This is a genomic window from Patulibacter sp. (genome assembly GCF_030655195.1).
GTDB lineage: Bacteria > Actinomycetota > Thermoleophilia > Solirubrobacterales > Solirubrobacteraceae > Patulibacter.
In genome coordinates this window covers 1-13480 of sequence record NZ_JAURWA010000058.1, presented here as the reverse complement: position 1 = coordinate 13480, position 13480 = coordinate 1, and the positions used below count along the sequence as shown (strand labels likewise).

General features: G+C 75.6%; 12 protein-coding genes. 6 read left to right on the top strand and 6 right to left on the bottom strand.

Annotation, left to right across the window (positions count from 1 at the left end; all coding sequences use genetic code 11):
• Together Q7T67_RS06385 and dctA are read right to left on the bottom strand one after the other, a co-directional pair.
• Positions 1–1588 (bottom strand): sensor histidine kinase (locus Q7T67_RS06385; protein WP_304787161.1); only part of this gene is annotated, 1588 nt, incomplete at its 3' end.
• Between the two features lie 46 nt (positions 1589–1634).
• A complete protein-coding gene (gene dctA, locus Q7T67_RS06380; protein WP_304787159.1) occupies positions 1635–3116 on the bottom strand; it encodes a C4-dicarboxylate transporter DctA in 1482 nt (493 codons plus the stop codon).
• 455 nt (positions 3117–3571) lie between these two features.
• Between dctA and Q7T67_RS06375 the strand changes: the two genes are divergently transcribed.
• The 4 genes from Q7T67_RS06375 to Q7T67_RS06360 all read left to right on the top strand — a co-directional run bounded on the left by Q7T67_RS06375 (position 3572) and on the right by Q7T67_RS06360 (position 7634).
• Positions 3572–4555 (top strand): alpha/beta fold hydrolase, encoded by a 984-nt coding sequence (locus Q7T67_RS06375; protein ID WP_304787156.1) that lies wholly within the window; start codon positions 3572–3574, stop codon positions 4553–4555.
• A 91-nt stretch (positions 4556–4646) separates the two neighbouring features.
• A complete protein-coding gene (locus tag Q7T67_RS06370) occupies positions 4647–5138 on the top strand; it encodes a MaoC family dehydratase (RefSeq protein ID WP_304787154.1) in 492 nt (163 codons plus the stop codon).
• Positions 5135–6847 carry an alpha/beta hydrolase gene (locus tag Q7T67_RS06365; RefSeq protein WP_304787152.1) on the top strand — a complete coding sequence of 571 codons (1713 nt, stop codon included), beginning with the start codon at positions 5135–5137 and terminating at the stop codon, positions 6845–6847. The genes Q7T67_RS06370 and Q7T67_RS06365 overlap by 4 nt, the downstream gene beginning before the upstream one ends.
• On the top strand, positions 6831–7634 hold the full coding sequence (locus Q7T67_RS06360; RefSeq protein WP_304787150.1) for a triacylglycerol lipase: 804 nt from the start codon (positions 6831–6833) through the stop codon (positions 7632–7634). Before Q7T67_RS06365 ends, Q7T67_RS06360 begins: the two co-directional genes overlap by 17 nt.
• 83 nt (positions 7635–7717) lie before the next feature.
• Here Q7T67_RS06360 and Q7T67_RS06355 read toward each other — a convergent pair whose 3' ends face one another.
• Positions 7718–8395 (bottom strand): hypothetical protein, encoded by a 678-nt coding sequence (locus Q7T67_RS06355; protein WP_304787147.1) that lies wholly within the window; start codon positions 8393–8395, stop codon positions 7718–7720.
• Positions 8396–8545: 150 nt separating this feature from the next.
• On the opposite strand from Q7T67_RS06355, the gene Q7T67_RS06350 reads away from it, so the two are divergent.
• Together Q7T67_RS06350 and Q7T67_RS06345 are read left to right on the top strand one after the other, a co-directional pair.
• Entirely contained in the window at positions 8546–8941 is a 396-nt protein-coding gene (locus Q7T67_RS06350; protein WP_304787145.1) for a hypothetical protein, read from the top strand.
• Positions 8942–9037: 96 nt separating this feature from the next.
• Positions 9038–9733 carry a DUF305 domain-containing protein gene (locus tag Q7T67_RS06345; protein ID WP_304787144.1) on the top strand — a complete coding sequence of 232 codons (696 nt, stop codon included), beginning with the start codon at positions 9038–9040 and terminating at the stop codon, positions 9731–9733.
• 146 nt (positions 9734–9879) lie between these two features.
• On the opposite strand, the gene Q7T67_RS06340 is transcribed toward Q7T67_RS06345, so the two are convergent.
• From Q7T67_RS06340 to Q7T67_RS06330, 3 genes are all read right to left on the bottom strand, one after another.
• On the bottom strand, positions 9880–10848 hold the full coding sequence (locus Q7T67_RS06340; RefSeq protein ID WP_304787142.1) for a hypothetical protein: 969 nt from the start codon (positions 10846–10848) through the stop codon (positions 9880–9882).
• A gap of 683 nt (positions 10849–11531) precedes the next feature.
• Positions 11532–12218, bottom strand: a complete 687-nt coding sequence (locus Q7T67_RS06335; RefSeq protein WP_304787140.1) for a TetR/AcrR family transcriptional regulator C-terminal domain-containing protein — start codon at positions 12216–12218, stop codon at positions 11532–11534.
• A 12-nt stretch (positions 12219–12230) separates the two neighbouring features.
• A partial coding sequence (locus Q7T67_RS06330; protein ID WP_304787139.1) for a sensor histidine kinase KdpD occupies positions 12231–13480 on the bottom strand: 1250 nt, incomplete at its 5' end.

The window sequence follows — 13480 nt, the reverse complement described above, 5'->3', positions numbered from 1 at the left end:
CCGCGTGCCCCAGCGGCAGCAGCACGCGCAGGAGCGCGCCGCCGGCCGGGCGGTCCTCCGCCGCGACGCTGCCGCCCAGCCGTGCGGCCGCGCCGGCCACGAGCGCCAGGCCGACGCCGCGGCCCGCTGCACCCGCGGGCTTCGTCGTGAACCCCGCCCGGAAGAGCCGGTCGCTCGCACCCTCGGGCAGCCCGGGCCCGTCGTCCTCCACCTCGACCACCAGCTCGTCGTCGACCACCCCGAGGACCAGGTCGACGTGCCCGTCGCCCCGCTCGGCCGCCGCGTCGATCGCGTTGTCGAGCAGGTTGCCGACGATCGTCACGAGGTCCGCCGCCGGCAGCCCGGTAGACGGGACCTGGCCGTCCTCGTCGACCCGCAGGGCCACGCCGCGCTCGCGGGCCACCGCGACCTTGCCGAGGATCAGCGCGACCAGCGCCGGCTCGTCGATCCGCGCCTCGAGGTCCGACAGCAGGTCCGACGCGAACGACGCCTCGTCGCTGCCGAAGCGCACCGCCTCGTCCGTGCGCCCCAGCTCGACCAGCCCGACGATCGTGTGCATGCGGTTGGCGGCCTCGTGCGCCTGGGCGCGCAGGGCGTCGGTCATCCCGCGCACGGCGTCGAGCTCCCGACCGAGGGCCTCGAGCTCCGTGCGGTCGCGGAGGATCGTCACGGTGCCGGTGCTCCGCCCGTCGACCGTGGTCGGGGTGTGCGCGGCGAGCAGCAGCCGGTCGCCGACGACGAGCGTCGCGTTGCGCACCGGGTCCGCGGCGGCCAGCAGCGCGGCGAGGTCCGGCGCCAGGCCGAGGTCCGCCACCGCGCGCCCCTCGGCGTGATCTCCCAGCCCGAGCAGGCGGCGGGCCTCGTCGTTGGCGAGGGTCAACCGCCCCGCGGCGTCCGTGACGAGGACGCCCTCGCCGATCGCGTGGAGCGTCGCGTCGTGGTGCTCGTAGAGCGCGGTGATCCGCCCGGGCTCGAGGCCCAGGGTCTGCCGCTTGATCCGGCGCGCCAGCAGCAGCGACAGGGTCCCGCCCACGGCGAAGGTCGCCAGCGCGAGGAGGACCAGCGCCGGCAGCTGCTCGGCCGCCAGGGCGCCGATCCGGTCCAGCGTGACGCCGACGGCGACCAGACCGACGATCCGCCCGCCGGCGTCGCGCAGCGGGGCGACGGTGCGCACCGACCGGCCGAGGGTGCCGGTGTAGCGCTCGGTGAACTCGCGGCCGGCCAGCGCCGGGCCGATCCGTCCGACGAAGGGCTTCCCGATCAGCCCGGGGTCCGGGTGCGTGATCCGGGTGCGGTCGGGCCGCATCACGGTGATGAACGACATGCCCGTCGCCCGGCGGATCCGCTCCATCAGCGGCTGCAGGCTCCGGGTCGGATCGGACCCGTTCAGCCCCCGGGGCACCGTCGGGTCGATCGCGAGGATGCGGGCGACCGCCTGGGTCTCGTCCCGGTGGCGGTCGTAGGTCGCCTCGCGGGCGGAGTGGATCGCGACCGCCGCCCCGATCGCGACGACGACCGCGACCACGACGAGCTGCAGCCCGAGCAGCCGGGTCGCGAGGCTCCGGTCGATCAGGCGGCGGCGGGACACGGGGTCATGCTTCCAGGTGGCCCGCCGCCGAGGGGTGGGCGAGCGCTCAGGCGACGCCGGCCGGCGTCGGCAGGGCCGATCGCGGGGCCGGGGCGAGCACGCCGCGGTCCTCGTCGACCGGGGCCGGCGGGCCGCCGTGGACCGGGGCCGAGGTGCCGTCGCCGGCGGCGGCGTCACCGGCCTCGACCGGCGGCCGGAGCTGCTCCTCGATCGGGGCGACGTACGGCAGCTCCCCGTTCAGCACCAGCTGGGCGCGGGCCTCGTCGAACTGGTCCTCGGACCGCGCGACGACGATGGACGCGACGCTGTTGCCGACGACGTTGGTCAGCGCGCGGCACTCCGACATGAACTTGTCGATGCCGAAGATCAGCATGATCCCGGCGACCGGCACCGTGCCCAGCGACGACAGCGTCGCGGCGAGGACGATGAAGCCCGAGCCGGTGACGCCGGCCGCGCCCTTGGAGGTCAGGAGCAGGATGCCGACCAGGCCGAGCTGCGCGCCGAGGCTCAGGGTGATGTCCTGCGCCTGGGCGACGAAGAGGGCGGCGAGCGTCAGGTAGATCGCGGTGCCGTCGAGGTTGAACGAGTAGCCCGTCGGGACCGTCAGGCCGACGACCTGCTTGGACGCGCCGAGGTGCTCGAGCTTGCGCATGACGTTGGGCAGGACCGACTCCGACGAGCTCGTGCCCAGGACGATCAGCAGCTCGTCCTTCATGTAGCGCACGAGCTTGAAGATGTTCACGCCGTTCTTCCAGCAGATCGCGCCGAGGATCCCGAAGACGAAGAACAGCGACGTCCCGTAGAAGATGAGGATCAGCTTGAGGAGGTTGGTCAGCGCCTCCGTGCCGTACTCGCCGACGGTGTAGGCCATCGCCCCGAACGCGCCCACCGGGGCGGCGTACATGATGATCTTCACGAGCTTGAAGAAGACCTGCGAGAGCTTCTCGACGCCCGCGGCGATCGGCTTGCCCGTCGGGCCCATGAGGTTCAGCGCGATGCCGAAGAGGACCGAGAAGAACAGGACCTGGAGGATCTCGCCGTCCGCGAAGGCGCCGACGACGCTCGACGGGATCATGTGCGTGATGACCTCGTACCACTGCTGCGACTCGCCCTGGCCGATGTAGCCGGAGACCGCCTCGCTGACCTGGATCTTCGTCGGGTCGGCGTGGATGCCCGCGCCCGGCTTGAGCACGTTCATCACGACGAGCCCGAGCACCAGCGCGATGGTGGTGACGACCTCGAAGTAGAGGAGCGCCTTGCCGCCGATCCGGCCGACCTTGCGCAGCGAGTCCAGCGAGCCGATGCCGGCGACGACGGTGCAGAAGATGATCGGCGCGATCACCATCTTGATCAGGCTGACGAACGACGTGCCGAGCGGCTCGAGGCTCGCGGCGAACGCCGGGGCCAGCGCGCCGAGGACGCCGCCGGCGACGATGCCGACGATGACCCAGGTGTAGAGCCTGCGGCGCCACGGCACCTTGGCCGGGGGTGGGACGGACGCCGTGGCGGCCGGTGCGGTGATCGTCATGTCCGTCGCTCTCCTCGATGGATGCCACGACGGGTGTCGCAGCGCTGATCGACGAAGCTAGGGCGGTCTGTGACCGGCGTCACGCTTGTGGTCGTAGTGGTCGTAGGTGCCGTTGCGGTCGCGACCGGGGCCGGCTCCGCGAGCGGCCGGCGCACGGACCACCCGGGCGTCGGGGCCCGTCGCGGGCCGCGCGGCGCACGCCGGCCACCCCCGGTCGTCGGGCCTCCGGCCGCGGCCCGACGGACCCACCCCCCGGCCCGGTGGGACCACCCGTCCGGCCATGGGTCAGTGCCACCCCGTGCGGTGCCGGGAGGGGGACGGCCGCACACCCGGGCCGGACCGGGGCGCGCGTACGGTGACCACGCGGCGTCCCGGCCCGGCGACCCCCGCCCCCGCTCCGCGCGGCGGCCCGAGCGGCTCCGGCGACGCACCCGCCCCGGGCGCCGCGACCGTCGATGCCGACCCCGCGTCCCCACGACCAGGCCCTCCCGTCCGTGCCCCCGGTGCGCGCCTTCCGCACGCCGGGGCGCCCGCGCCTGCACGTCGAGACCACCGGCGAGGGCGAGGCCGTCCTGGCGATCACGGGCTGGACGATCTCGACCGCGATCTTCCGGCCGTTCGCCGGAGTGCTGCCCGACGGGATGCGGCCGATCCTCTTCGACCACCGCGGCGCCGGACGGTCCGGCGCCTGGGCCGGGCCGGTGTCCGTCGCGATGCTCGCCGCCGACGCCGCACGGGTCCTCGACGCCTGCGACGTCCGCTCCGCCCACGTGATCGGCGTGTCGCTCGGCGCGGCCGTGGCGATCGAGCTCGCCGTCCGGATGCCGTGGCGCGTGCGGTCCCTCGCGCTCGTCGGCGGCTGGTCCGGCGGCCCGCTGTCGGCGACCCCCGGCGCGGCCGAGGGCGCACGGACGCTGGCGACCCTCGCCCGCGACTCGGCCCGGCGCGGCCGGCTCTGGCCCGCCTCGTTCCTCTTCTCCCCCGCGTTCCGCACGTCGGCGGACCCCGCGACGCTCGACGCCGCGGTCCGCCCGTTCCTCGTCGGCCGCGCCGGCACCTGGGTCGCCTCGACGCAGGCGCTCGCCGCGTCGTGCTTCAACCGTCGCACCGACCTCGGGGCGATCCGCTGCCCGACGCTCGTCGCCCACGGCGAGCTCGACGCGATGAGCCCCGTCCGGAACGCGCGGACGATGGCGGCCGCGATCCCCGGCTCGCGGCTCGAGGTCCTGCCCGGCGGCCACGCGTTCCCGTTCGAGGACCCGGCCGGCACCGCCGAGCTCTGCCGCTCGTGGTTCGAGGACGTACGGGGCACGGAGCCGCCGGTCGAGGCGACCCCGCGCGACCTGGCGGTCGAGCGCCTGACGCGGCCCTTCGCGCTGCAGACCGGCCTCGTGCGCAACCAGCGCGACCTCGCCCTGCGACTCCTGGGCCGCGGATGAGCACGCCCGCCGGCCCCCACCCGACGCGACGGACCACCCGCGGCGCTCCGCGATCGACCGCGCCCCGCGACCCGTCGGCGGCCCCCGCGTTATGTCCGACAGCACCGTCACGCCCACCGGGACGCCGCAGTCCCTCAGCCTCGCCGAGCTCGCCGACCGCGTCGGTGACGAGATCGGCGTCTCCGGCTGGTCGACCATCACGCAGGAGACGATCGACGCGTTCGCCGAGGCCACCGGCGACCGGCAGTGGATCCACACCGACCCCGAGCGGGCGGCGAGCACGCCGTTCGGCGGCACGATCGCCCACGGCTACTACACGCTCTCGCTGGCCCCGATGATGCTCGAGCAGATCGTCGACCTCTCCGGGTTCGCGATGGCGATGAACTACGGCATCGACAAGCTGCGGTTCGTCGCACCGGTGCCCGTGGACAGCCGCGTGCGGATGCGGGCGACGCTCGACGACGTGCAGGCGAAGGACGGCACGGGCCAGCTCGCCCTGACGCTGACCTTCGAGATCGAGGACGCCCCGAAGCCCGCGTGCGTCGCCAACGTCCTCTACCGCGTGATGGAGGGGACCTCGTGAGCGCCACGGACAGCACCGACACCAAGCGGGCGCCGCGCAGCCGCCGCACCGCGGCCATGGACACGCTCCTGACCCAGAACGTCTCGGGGGGCCGTGCGACCCGCTTCGGCCGGCCGGGCCCGATCCTCCGCACCGCCGCCGGCCTGGCGCGCCGGCCGCGCACCACCGCCCGGCGCGTCGGCGGTCTGGGCGTCGAGCTGACGCAGGTCCTCGCGGGCACCTCGGAGCTCTCGCCCGCCAAGGGCGACGGCCGCTTCCGCGACCGCGCGTGGTCCGAGAACTGGGCGCTGCGCCGCGTCCTGCAGACCTACCTCGCCCTCGGCGGCACCGTCGACGACCTGATCGAGGACGCCGGCCTGGACTGGCGCACGGAGCGGCAGATCCGCTTCATGGCGGAGAACGTCCACGACCTGCTCTCCCCCACGAACCTGCCGCTGCTGAACCCCGAGGTCCTGAAGGAGACGATCGACCGCGGCGGCGCGAACCTCGTCCTGGGCGCGCGGCGGTTCGTCCGCGACATCGCCAAGGCCCCCCGCCTGCCCGCGACGGTCGACACGACGAAGTTCGAGATCGGGCGCAACATCGCGCGGACCCCGGGCTCGGTCGTGCTGCGCACCGACGTCATGGAGCTCATCGAGTACGCGCCGCAGACCGACGAGGTCTTCGAGCGGCCGATGCTCGTCGTCCCGCCGACGATCAACAAGTACTACGTGCTCGACCTGGCGGAGGACCGCAGCTTCGTCGAGCACCTCGTGCAGGCCGGGCACCGCGTCTTCATGATCTCGTGGCGCAACCCGGACAAGGAGCACTCGCACTTCGACCTCGACACCTACGCGTCGGCGGTCGTCGAGGCCCGCGAGGCCGTCTCCGCGATCGCGGAGAGCGACGCGGTCAACGTGCTGGCGGCGTGCTCGGGCGGGATCATCACCGCGGCCACGCTCGCCCATCTGGCCGCCACCGGCCGGGAGGACCTCGTCTCCAGCCTGACGCTGATGGTCTGCGCGCTGGACCACCGCCAGGCCGGGACGACCGCCGCGCTGGTGGGTCGGGAGATCGCGGCCGCCGCGGTCGCGGACTCGGCCCGGCGCGGGTACCTCGACGGCGCGTCGCTCGCGGGCGTCTTCGCCTGGCTGCGCCCGAACGACCTGATCTGGCGCTACGTCGTCAACAACTACTTCCTCGGAAAGGCGCCGCCGGCGTTCGACGTCCTGTTCTGGAACCAGGACACGGTGCGGCTCTCCCACGGCCTGCACCGCGACTTCGTGCAGATGGCGATGCTCAACGACCTGATCCAGCCGGGCCAGCGCACCGTGCTCGAGACGCCCGTCGACCTGCGCCAGGTCAAGCAGGACAGCTACGTCGTGGCCGGCAGCACCGACCACATCGTCCCGTGGGAGAACGCCTACCGCAGCACCCAGGTGCTCGGCGGGACGCCGCGCTTCGTCCTGTCGACCAGCGGGCACATCCAGGCCCTCGTCAACCCCCCGTCGCCCGAGAGCCGTTCGAGCTTCCGCGTCGCCGACGAGCACCCGGGCGACCCGTCCGAGTGGGAGGAGGCCGCCGCGATCCGCAAGGGCTCGTGGTGGACGGACCACGAGGCGTGGCTGGCCGAGCGCTCCGGTGACCGCGTCCCCGCGCCCGAGGCGCCGGGCTCCGACGAGCACCCGACGCTCGCGCAGGCACCGGGGGACTATGTCCTCGGGAGCTGACGAGCACCCGGGCTGGTGGGGTCGCCCGGTCGCGGAGACGCGGTGGGTCCTGGAGGCCTGGCGGCTGTCGGTCGACCCGCTGTTCCTCCACCCCTCGGGGGTGCCCCGCGGCGACGGTCGGCCGGTGGTGCTCGTCCCCGGGTTCCTCGCGGGGGACCAGACCCTGTCGGCGCTCGCGCTCTGGCTGCGGCGCCTCGGCTACCGGCCCTCGGTGGCGGGATTCATCACGAACACGGACTGCTCGGACCGCGCGTACGACCGGGTGCTCCGGGCCGTGCGCCGCGCCCACGACCGCCACGGCCGGCGCGTGGCGATCATCGGCCACAGCCGCGGCGGCCACTACGTCCGGGCGCTCGCCGCGGACCACCCGGAGGTCGTCTCCCACGCGGTGTCGGTCGGATCGGACCTCAACGGCATGCTCGGCATCAGCATCCCGACCCAGGCGGCGGTGACCGGCACGCGCCTGGCGCTCGGCGCCCTCGGCCGCGGTCGCCGCCCCGGCTGCTTCACGCTCTTCTGCGACTGCCCGTTCGCGCAGGCGTTCCGGGCCCCCGCCGACCCGGCGGTGCGCCTGACGAGCATCTACTCCCGGGGCGACGGCGTGGTCGAGTGGGAGGGCTGCGTGACCCCGGGTGCCACCAACGTCGAGGTCACCGGCAGCCACGTCGGGCTGATCGTCAACCGCAAGGTCTACCGGGCGATCGCGACGGCGCTGGCGGAGCCGGAGCTCGATCTCGCGCCGTCCCGGGAGCCCGAGCCCGCCCCCGCGCCGGGACGGGCGGGCTGAGGGCCGATCGGCGAGGCGGGGCTGCGCGGCCTGGCTCCTCGATCCGCGGCCAGAGGCCGGGATCGTCGCCGTGGCCGGAGCCGCTACGTCGTCGGCCGGGCGGGACGCGCGGCCTCGAACGCCTTCTGGACGTCGGCGGCCTCGAGACCGAGCGTCTTGGCGATCGCGGCGTAGCGCGCGGTGTCGCGCTCCGCGTGCTCCGCCTCGTGCGCGGCGGCAACCTTGGCCAGCGCCGTCTTCACCGTCGCCTCGTCGAGGCTCAGGCCCTTCGCCAGAGCGGCGATCAGCGTCGTGTCGTCCGCACGGACGCCGCCGCGCGGGCCGCCCCGACCGGGGGCGCCGGCCGGGCGGGCGCCGGCCTTCGCGGCGTCGGCCGTCGTGCCGGTCGGCTTCGCGCCGGTGGGCCGGGCGGGGCGGTTCGCCTCGAGGATCGTCCGGACCTTCGCGGTCTCGACGCCCAGGGCGGTGGCGATCTCGGCGGCCCGGTCGGCGCCGCGGTCGGCGCGGGTCCCGGTCGGCTTCGCGGGCTTCGCGGCGTCGACCGCGGCCTGCAGCTGCGTCGTGGTGACGCCGAGGGTCTTGGCGATCGTCGCGAGCTCGGCGGTGCGGAGGCCCGGGCCGCGGTCGCCGCGGTCCGGCCTCGACGTCGAGGCGGTGGACGAGGACGACGTGTCGGCGGCGTTGGCGACGCCGATCCCGGCGCCGCCGAGGACGACGACGGTGGAGGCCAGTGCGGCGGCCTTGCGGATGCGAGGGGTCATGGGTCTCTCCTGTTGCTGGGCTGGCGGCGGGGTCTCCCGCGCCTCGTCCACACCATCGGGCCCGCCCCTGAGCACCGACTGGGAACGGCGTGGGAATCGCCGCAGCGTGGTGCCTGGAGGGCCCACCACGGGGCCTGATCGGCTCCCGGGGTGGGGCGCTCCGGTCGGCCGGGCGGGTACAACATCCACATGGGCCCGATGGGCATCCGTGCGCGCCTCGCGCGGACCGACCACCGCCTCGCGGCGCTCCTCGCCGTGCTCGTGCTCGGCGCCTCCGTCGTCGTCCACCACGGTGCCCCGCACGGGATGGCCGGGATGCACGGCGGCGACCACGGGACCTCCGCGGCGGCGATGTGCGTCGGGACGATCGTCGCCGGGGTGGCGATCGTCGGACTCGTCGTGGCGGCGGCCGTCCGGAGGCGCCGCCGGCTCCCGCGGCCCTCCCGTTCCGTGCGGGCCCTCGTCCTCCGCCTCGTCCCGATCGTCCCGCTGCCGCGGGCCCGCTCGAGCCCGCTCTGGCTGCAGCACGCCGTCCTCCGTCGTTGATCGCCCGCACCGTCGGCCCCCGAGGCCGGCGGAGCACCCGACGCGTGCCCGCCCACGGGCGGCACGCACCACGACGATCGACCACGAGGAGCACCGATGAAGACCTCCACCACCCGTCTGGCCGCCCTGCTGGGCGTCACCGCCACGACCGCCCTGGCGGTGACCGGCTGCGGAGCGGGCGACGACGACGCGGGCACGACGCCGGCGTCGACCGCCGCCGGGGCGGCGGCGACCGCGCCGGCCGCGGCCGGCGCCGTCGACCGCGCGTTCGTGTCGCAGATGATCCCCCACCACCAGATGGCGGTGCGGATGGCCGGCTACGCGCCCGACCGGGCGGAGCGGCAGCAGATCACGACGCTGGCCCGCAGCATCACCGAGGAGCAGAACACCGAGATCGCACGGATGCGCTCGGCCGCCCGGCGGCTCGGCGCGAAGGTCGCCGCGGTGCCCGCCCACGGGAGCATGGACCACGGAGCGCACGACGCCTCCGGCATGAGCGGCGACGCCGCCACGCTCGGCGTGTCCATGGACGACATGGGCATGTCGATGGACATGGGCGCGCTCGGGACGGCGAAGCCGTTCGACCGCGCGTTCATCGACGAGATGATCCCGCACCACCAGGGGGCGATCACGATGGCGCGTACCGAGCTCGCGAGGGGCACCGACCCGGAGCTCCGGCGGCTCGCGACGGCGATCGTCGACGCGCAGTCGCAGGAGATCCGACGGATGAACGAGTGGCGCGCCCGGTGGTACGGCGCCCCGTCCCCCGCCGGGGGCGTGCCGAAGGCCTGAGGGCCTGGTCGGCCGGGCCGTGCGGATGGGACGGGCGCCGGCCGGGAAGGTCAGGTCCCGGATCTGGACCGGTTCGGCCCCGCGTGCACGAGCGAGACCGTCCCCGCGGCACCCGACCCGGGACCGCGGGGACGATCCGCCGTCGGTCAGCCCGTGATCTCGACGTAGAAGCGCTTGCGGGCGCCGTCCGTCGTGGCGGAGCCGTCCGTGTTGCGCGGGCTCACGACGAGCGAGTTGACGTTCTTCGCGCCCGCCGGGGCGCACTCGACCACGCCGGCGACCTGGCACCGGGCCGCGGACACCTGGCCGCCGAAGTTCGGGTCCGCACCGGCGGTCCCGTCGACGTCGACCTGGTTCTGCGCCGCGATCGTCGCGGTCAGCCCGTGACCGACGACCGTCGCCCCGGTGTCGATGTAGCAGTTGGCGTTGGTCGTGTAGCAGTCGACGACCTTGAACCCACCGGACTGCTCCTCGATCTCGCCCTTCTCGTTGACGAGCGCCCAGCGCGACTTCGCGGCCGCGGCCTTGTCGGTCGCCGCCTTGTCGGCGATGGCCTGGGCGGCCTTCGCGATGTCCTCGGCGTTCAGGCCGTCGACGCGGTCGGCGTTCAGGCCGGTCGCCACGCCGGTGGCGTTCGTGGTGAACGGCTTCGTGCCGTCGCCGCCGTTGGCGACGCTGATGTCGCCGGCGACGTTGCCGCGGGTCGCGCGGAACTCGAACGCCAGGCCGTTGGACAGGTTGTTGGCCCGGACGCAGGGGTTCTTCTGGTCCGTGGCCGAGGTCTTCGCCGTGGAGCGGCAGCCGTAGATCGCGCCGCCGCCGTCGGCCGACAGGTTCGACTGGCGGGTGGAGTACCCGCCCTTCGCGCTGTTGCCGGCGGCCTCGTTCGAGATGATCTCCGTCTCGTCGTTCGCGCCGTTGCGCTCGCCCAGCGTGAGCGTGCCGCCTGTCGCGGCGTAGCCCAGCGGCGCGATGCCGAGGGCCAGGACGGCCGTCCCGGCCACGACGGCCCGGGTGCGGCCGCTGCCGCGGCCCGGGAGCATGCGGCGCAGGCCGGTGCGGCGGTGCGGCGCCGGCGTCTCGTCGGTCGTCTGCTGCTCGTTCTCGAGGTGCATGGGGGGTGCTCCTTGTCGTTGGTCCGCGCCCACCCTCGTTGCGGGTCGGCGTCGTCGGACACCCCTCGTAAGGCGATGAGGACGACTGCCGATGCGCCACATCGACCCGTGAACCCCCCGATCAGCGGGGCTCGCGTGCGAGTACGTGGGCGACCGGATCCGGGACCGGTGCGCCGCCCGGCCGCGCAACTCTGCCCCTGCCACGGGTTCCGACGGTCATCGGACCCCCGCGGCCCATCCCTCCCCCCGGCACGGGCGCACCGGCCCGGTCCCGGACGTCGGGGGCCGGACGCGGCGCGCGCCGTCGCGACGGGCACCGAGGGCGGGGCGTTCGCACCGGTGACCGCGCCGTGGGCCGCGGATCACGAGCGGGGCGACGCACGGATCGTCCTTCCCGACGGCCGTTCGGACGACCTCGGTGGGGTCAGAGGCACGGCCGGCGGCCGGTCGCGTCGCGCGCCGGGCGACCCCGGCTCGCGCGCGACGCGCCCGGATCCGGCCCCGCCGTCGGGACACCCCGGGACGCGCGGTCGCGCCGGCCGCCCGGCCCGGGGTCACGGCGTGGCCGGGCCCTGGGGGTGTCCGGCCACGCCCGTGCGTCCCGGCGAGCCGGGACGACACCCGACCGACGCCACCGGACCGATCGCTCCGGATCCGCCGGGATACGGCGTAAGGCGGGCGGCTCAGCGACGGCGGGCGCGCACCGCCGCGAGGCGGGCCGCGGGGGGATCGACGAGCCCGGTGAGCCCGTCGATCAGGGCGCGCAGCCCGGCGTCGAAGGCCCGGTCGGCCCCGACGGCGCCCAGCTCGTCCACGTGCCCGCCGAGGACCGGGAACGCCTCGGGGTCGAGCGCCCGCAGCTCCTCCGCCCCCGCGGCGGTCGACGCGTCGACGGTGAAGCCGGCGACCTCGGCCAGCGCGTAGCCGCGGGCGTAGCTCGCCAGCGCCCGGTACACCACGAGCGCCCCGTCGGGGCTCGCCCCGCCGCGCACCAGGGCGGCGAGGAGCGCCTCGACGGGCTCGAGCGCCGCGGCCGAGCGCAGGGGCGCCATCGCGGTCAGCGCGAAGGTCTGCGGCGAGGTCGTCGCGACCATCCGCAGCTGCCGGGCGAACCACTCCCCCGCGTCCTGCCAGCCGGCGTCGGGCGGAGGCGCAGGAAACCGCGACATGAGCCGCTCCGCCATGCCGGTCAGCACGGCGTCCCGGTTGGCGACGTGGTGGTAGAGCGACATCGCCTCGACGCCGAGCTCCGTCCCGAGGCGCCGCATGGTCAGGGCCGGCGCCCCGTCGCGCTCGACGAGGGCGATCGCGGCGTCCAGGACGGCGTCGCGGGTCAGGCCCCGTCCGGCCGTCTGTCGGCGTGCGCCCATACGCCGAGCAACCTAGCGCGGCGAGGCCCCGCGGCCCGGGGACGGCGGGATCCCCCGCAGGAGCACCCGGACGCGCAGCCCGCCGAGCGGCGCGTCCTCCAGGTGCAGGTCCCCGCCGTGCAGACGCGCCTGCTGCCGGACGAGCGCCAGCCCGAGCCCGCTCCCGGGGCTCGTCGCCGCCGTGCCACGGGCGAACCGCTCGAGTACCGTCGCACGCTCGGCGGGGGGGATCCCGGGACCGTCGTCGTCGACGGTGACCATCACGGCGTCGGCCGTCCGCTCGACCCCCGCGACGATCCGGCCGTCCGGGGTGCCGTGGCGGACCGCGTTGACGAGCAGGTTGTCGAGCAGCAGCCGGACGCCCGGCGCCCAGCCGTCGACCTCGGCGGAGTCGGGTGCCTCCAGGTCGATCGTCGTCCCCGGAGCCGCGGCGCGGGCCGCGACGACCGCCGCCCCGGCGACCTCCGCCACGTCGACCCGCGAGGGCTCGAGGTCCGCCGCGGCCTCCCCGCGGGCCAGGGCCTGCAGGGCGTCGACGAGGGCGATCAGCCGAGCGTGCTCCTCGGCGACCTCGCCGAGCATCTCCGCCCGGTCGTCCGCGCCGAGGTCGGGGTGGTCGCGCATCGCCTGCACGGTCGTCGTCAGCGCGGTCAGCGGGGTGCGCAGCTCGTGCCCGGCGTCGGCGGCGCACCGGCGGGTGGCCTCGTGGGCGGTGCGGCGCTCCGCGTCGGAGCGCTGCAGCCGCTCGAGCATCGCGTTGATCGTGGACGCCAGCTCGCGCACCTCGACGGGACCGCGGTCGGCGGCGGCGCGCACCGCGAGGTCGTCGGTGGACGCGACGCGGCCGGCGTCGGCCCGCAGCCGCGTGAGCGCCCGCAGGGCCGGGCCGGCGAGGAGCAGCGCGAGCAGCCCGGTGACCAGCACGCCCCCGGCGCCGGCGACGAGCAGGCGCCCGCGCAGCGCGTCCCGACGTTCCTGCAGCGGCGCGAGCGGCGATGCGGCCTGCACGACGATGCCGCGCCCGACGTCGCGCTGGACGATGCGCCAGCGACCTGTCGGCGTCGCGACGGTCGCGGGGCGTCCGCGGCCGGGGAGCGCGGTCGGCAGACCCGGGTCCTCGGCGACGCCGAGGCGCTCCAGGACGGTGCCGCGCCGCACGAGCCGGATCAGGGCGACGTCGCCCGAGGCCGGGACCCGACCGAGCAGCCGGCCCACGCGGCGGGTCGCGCGGCGGGCCGGGCGCCCCTGGGCGCCGGGCAGCG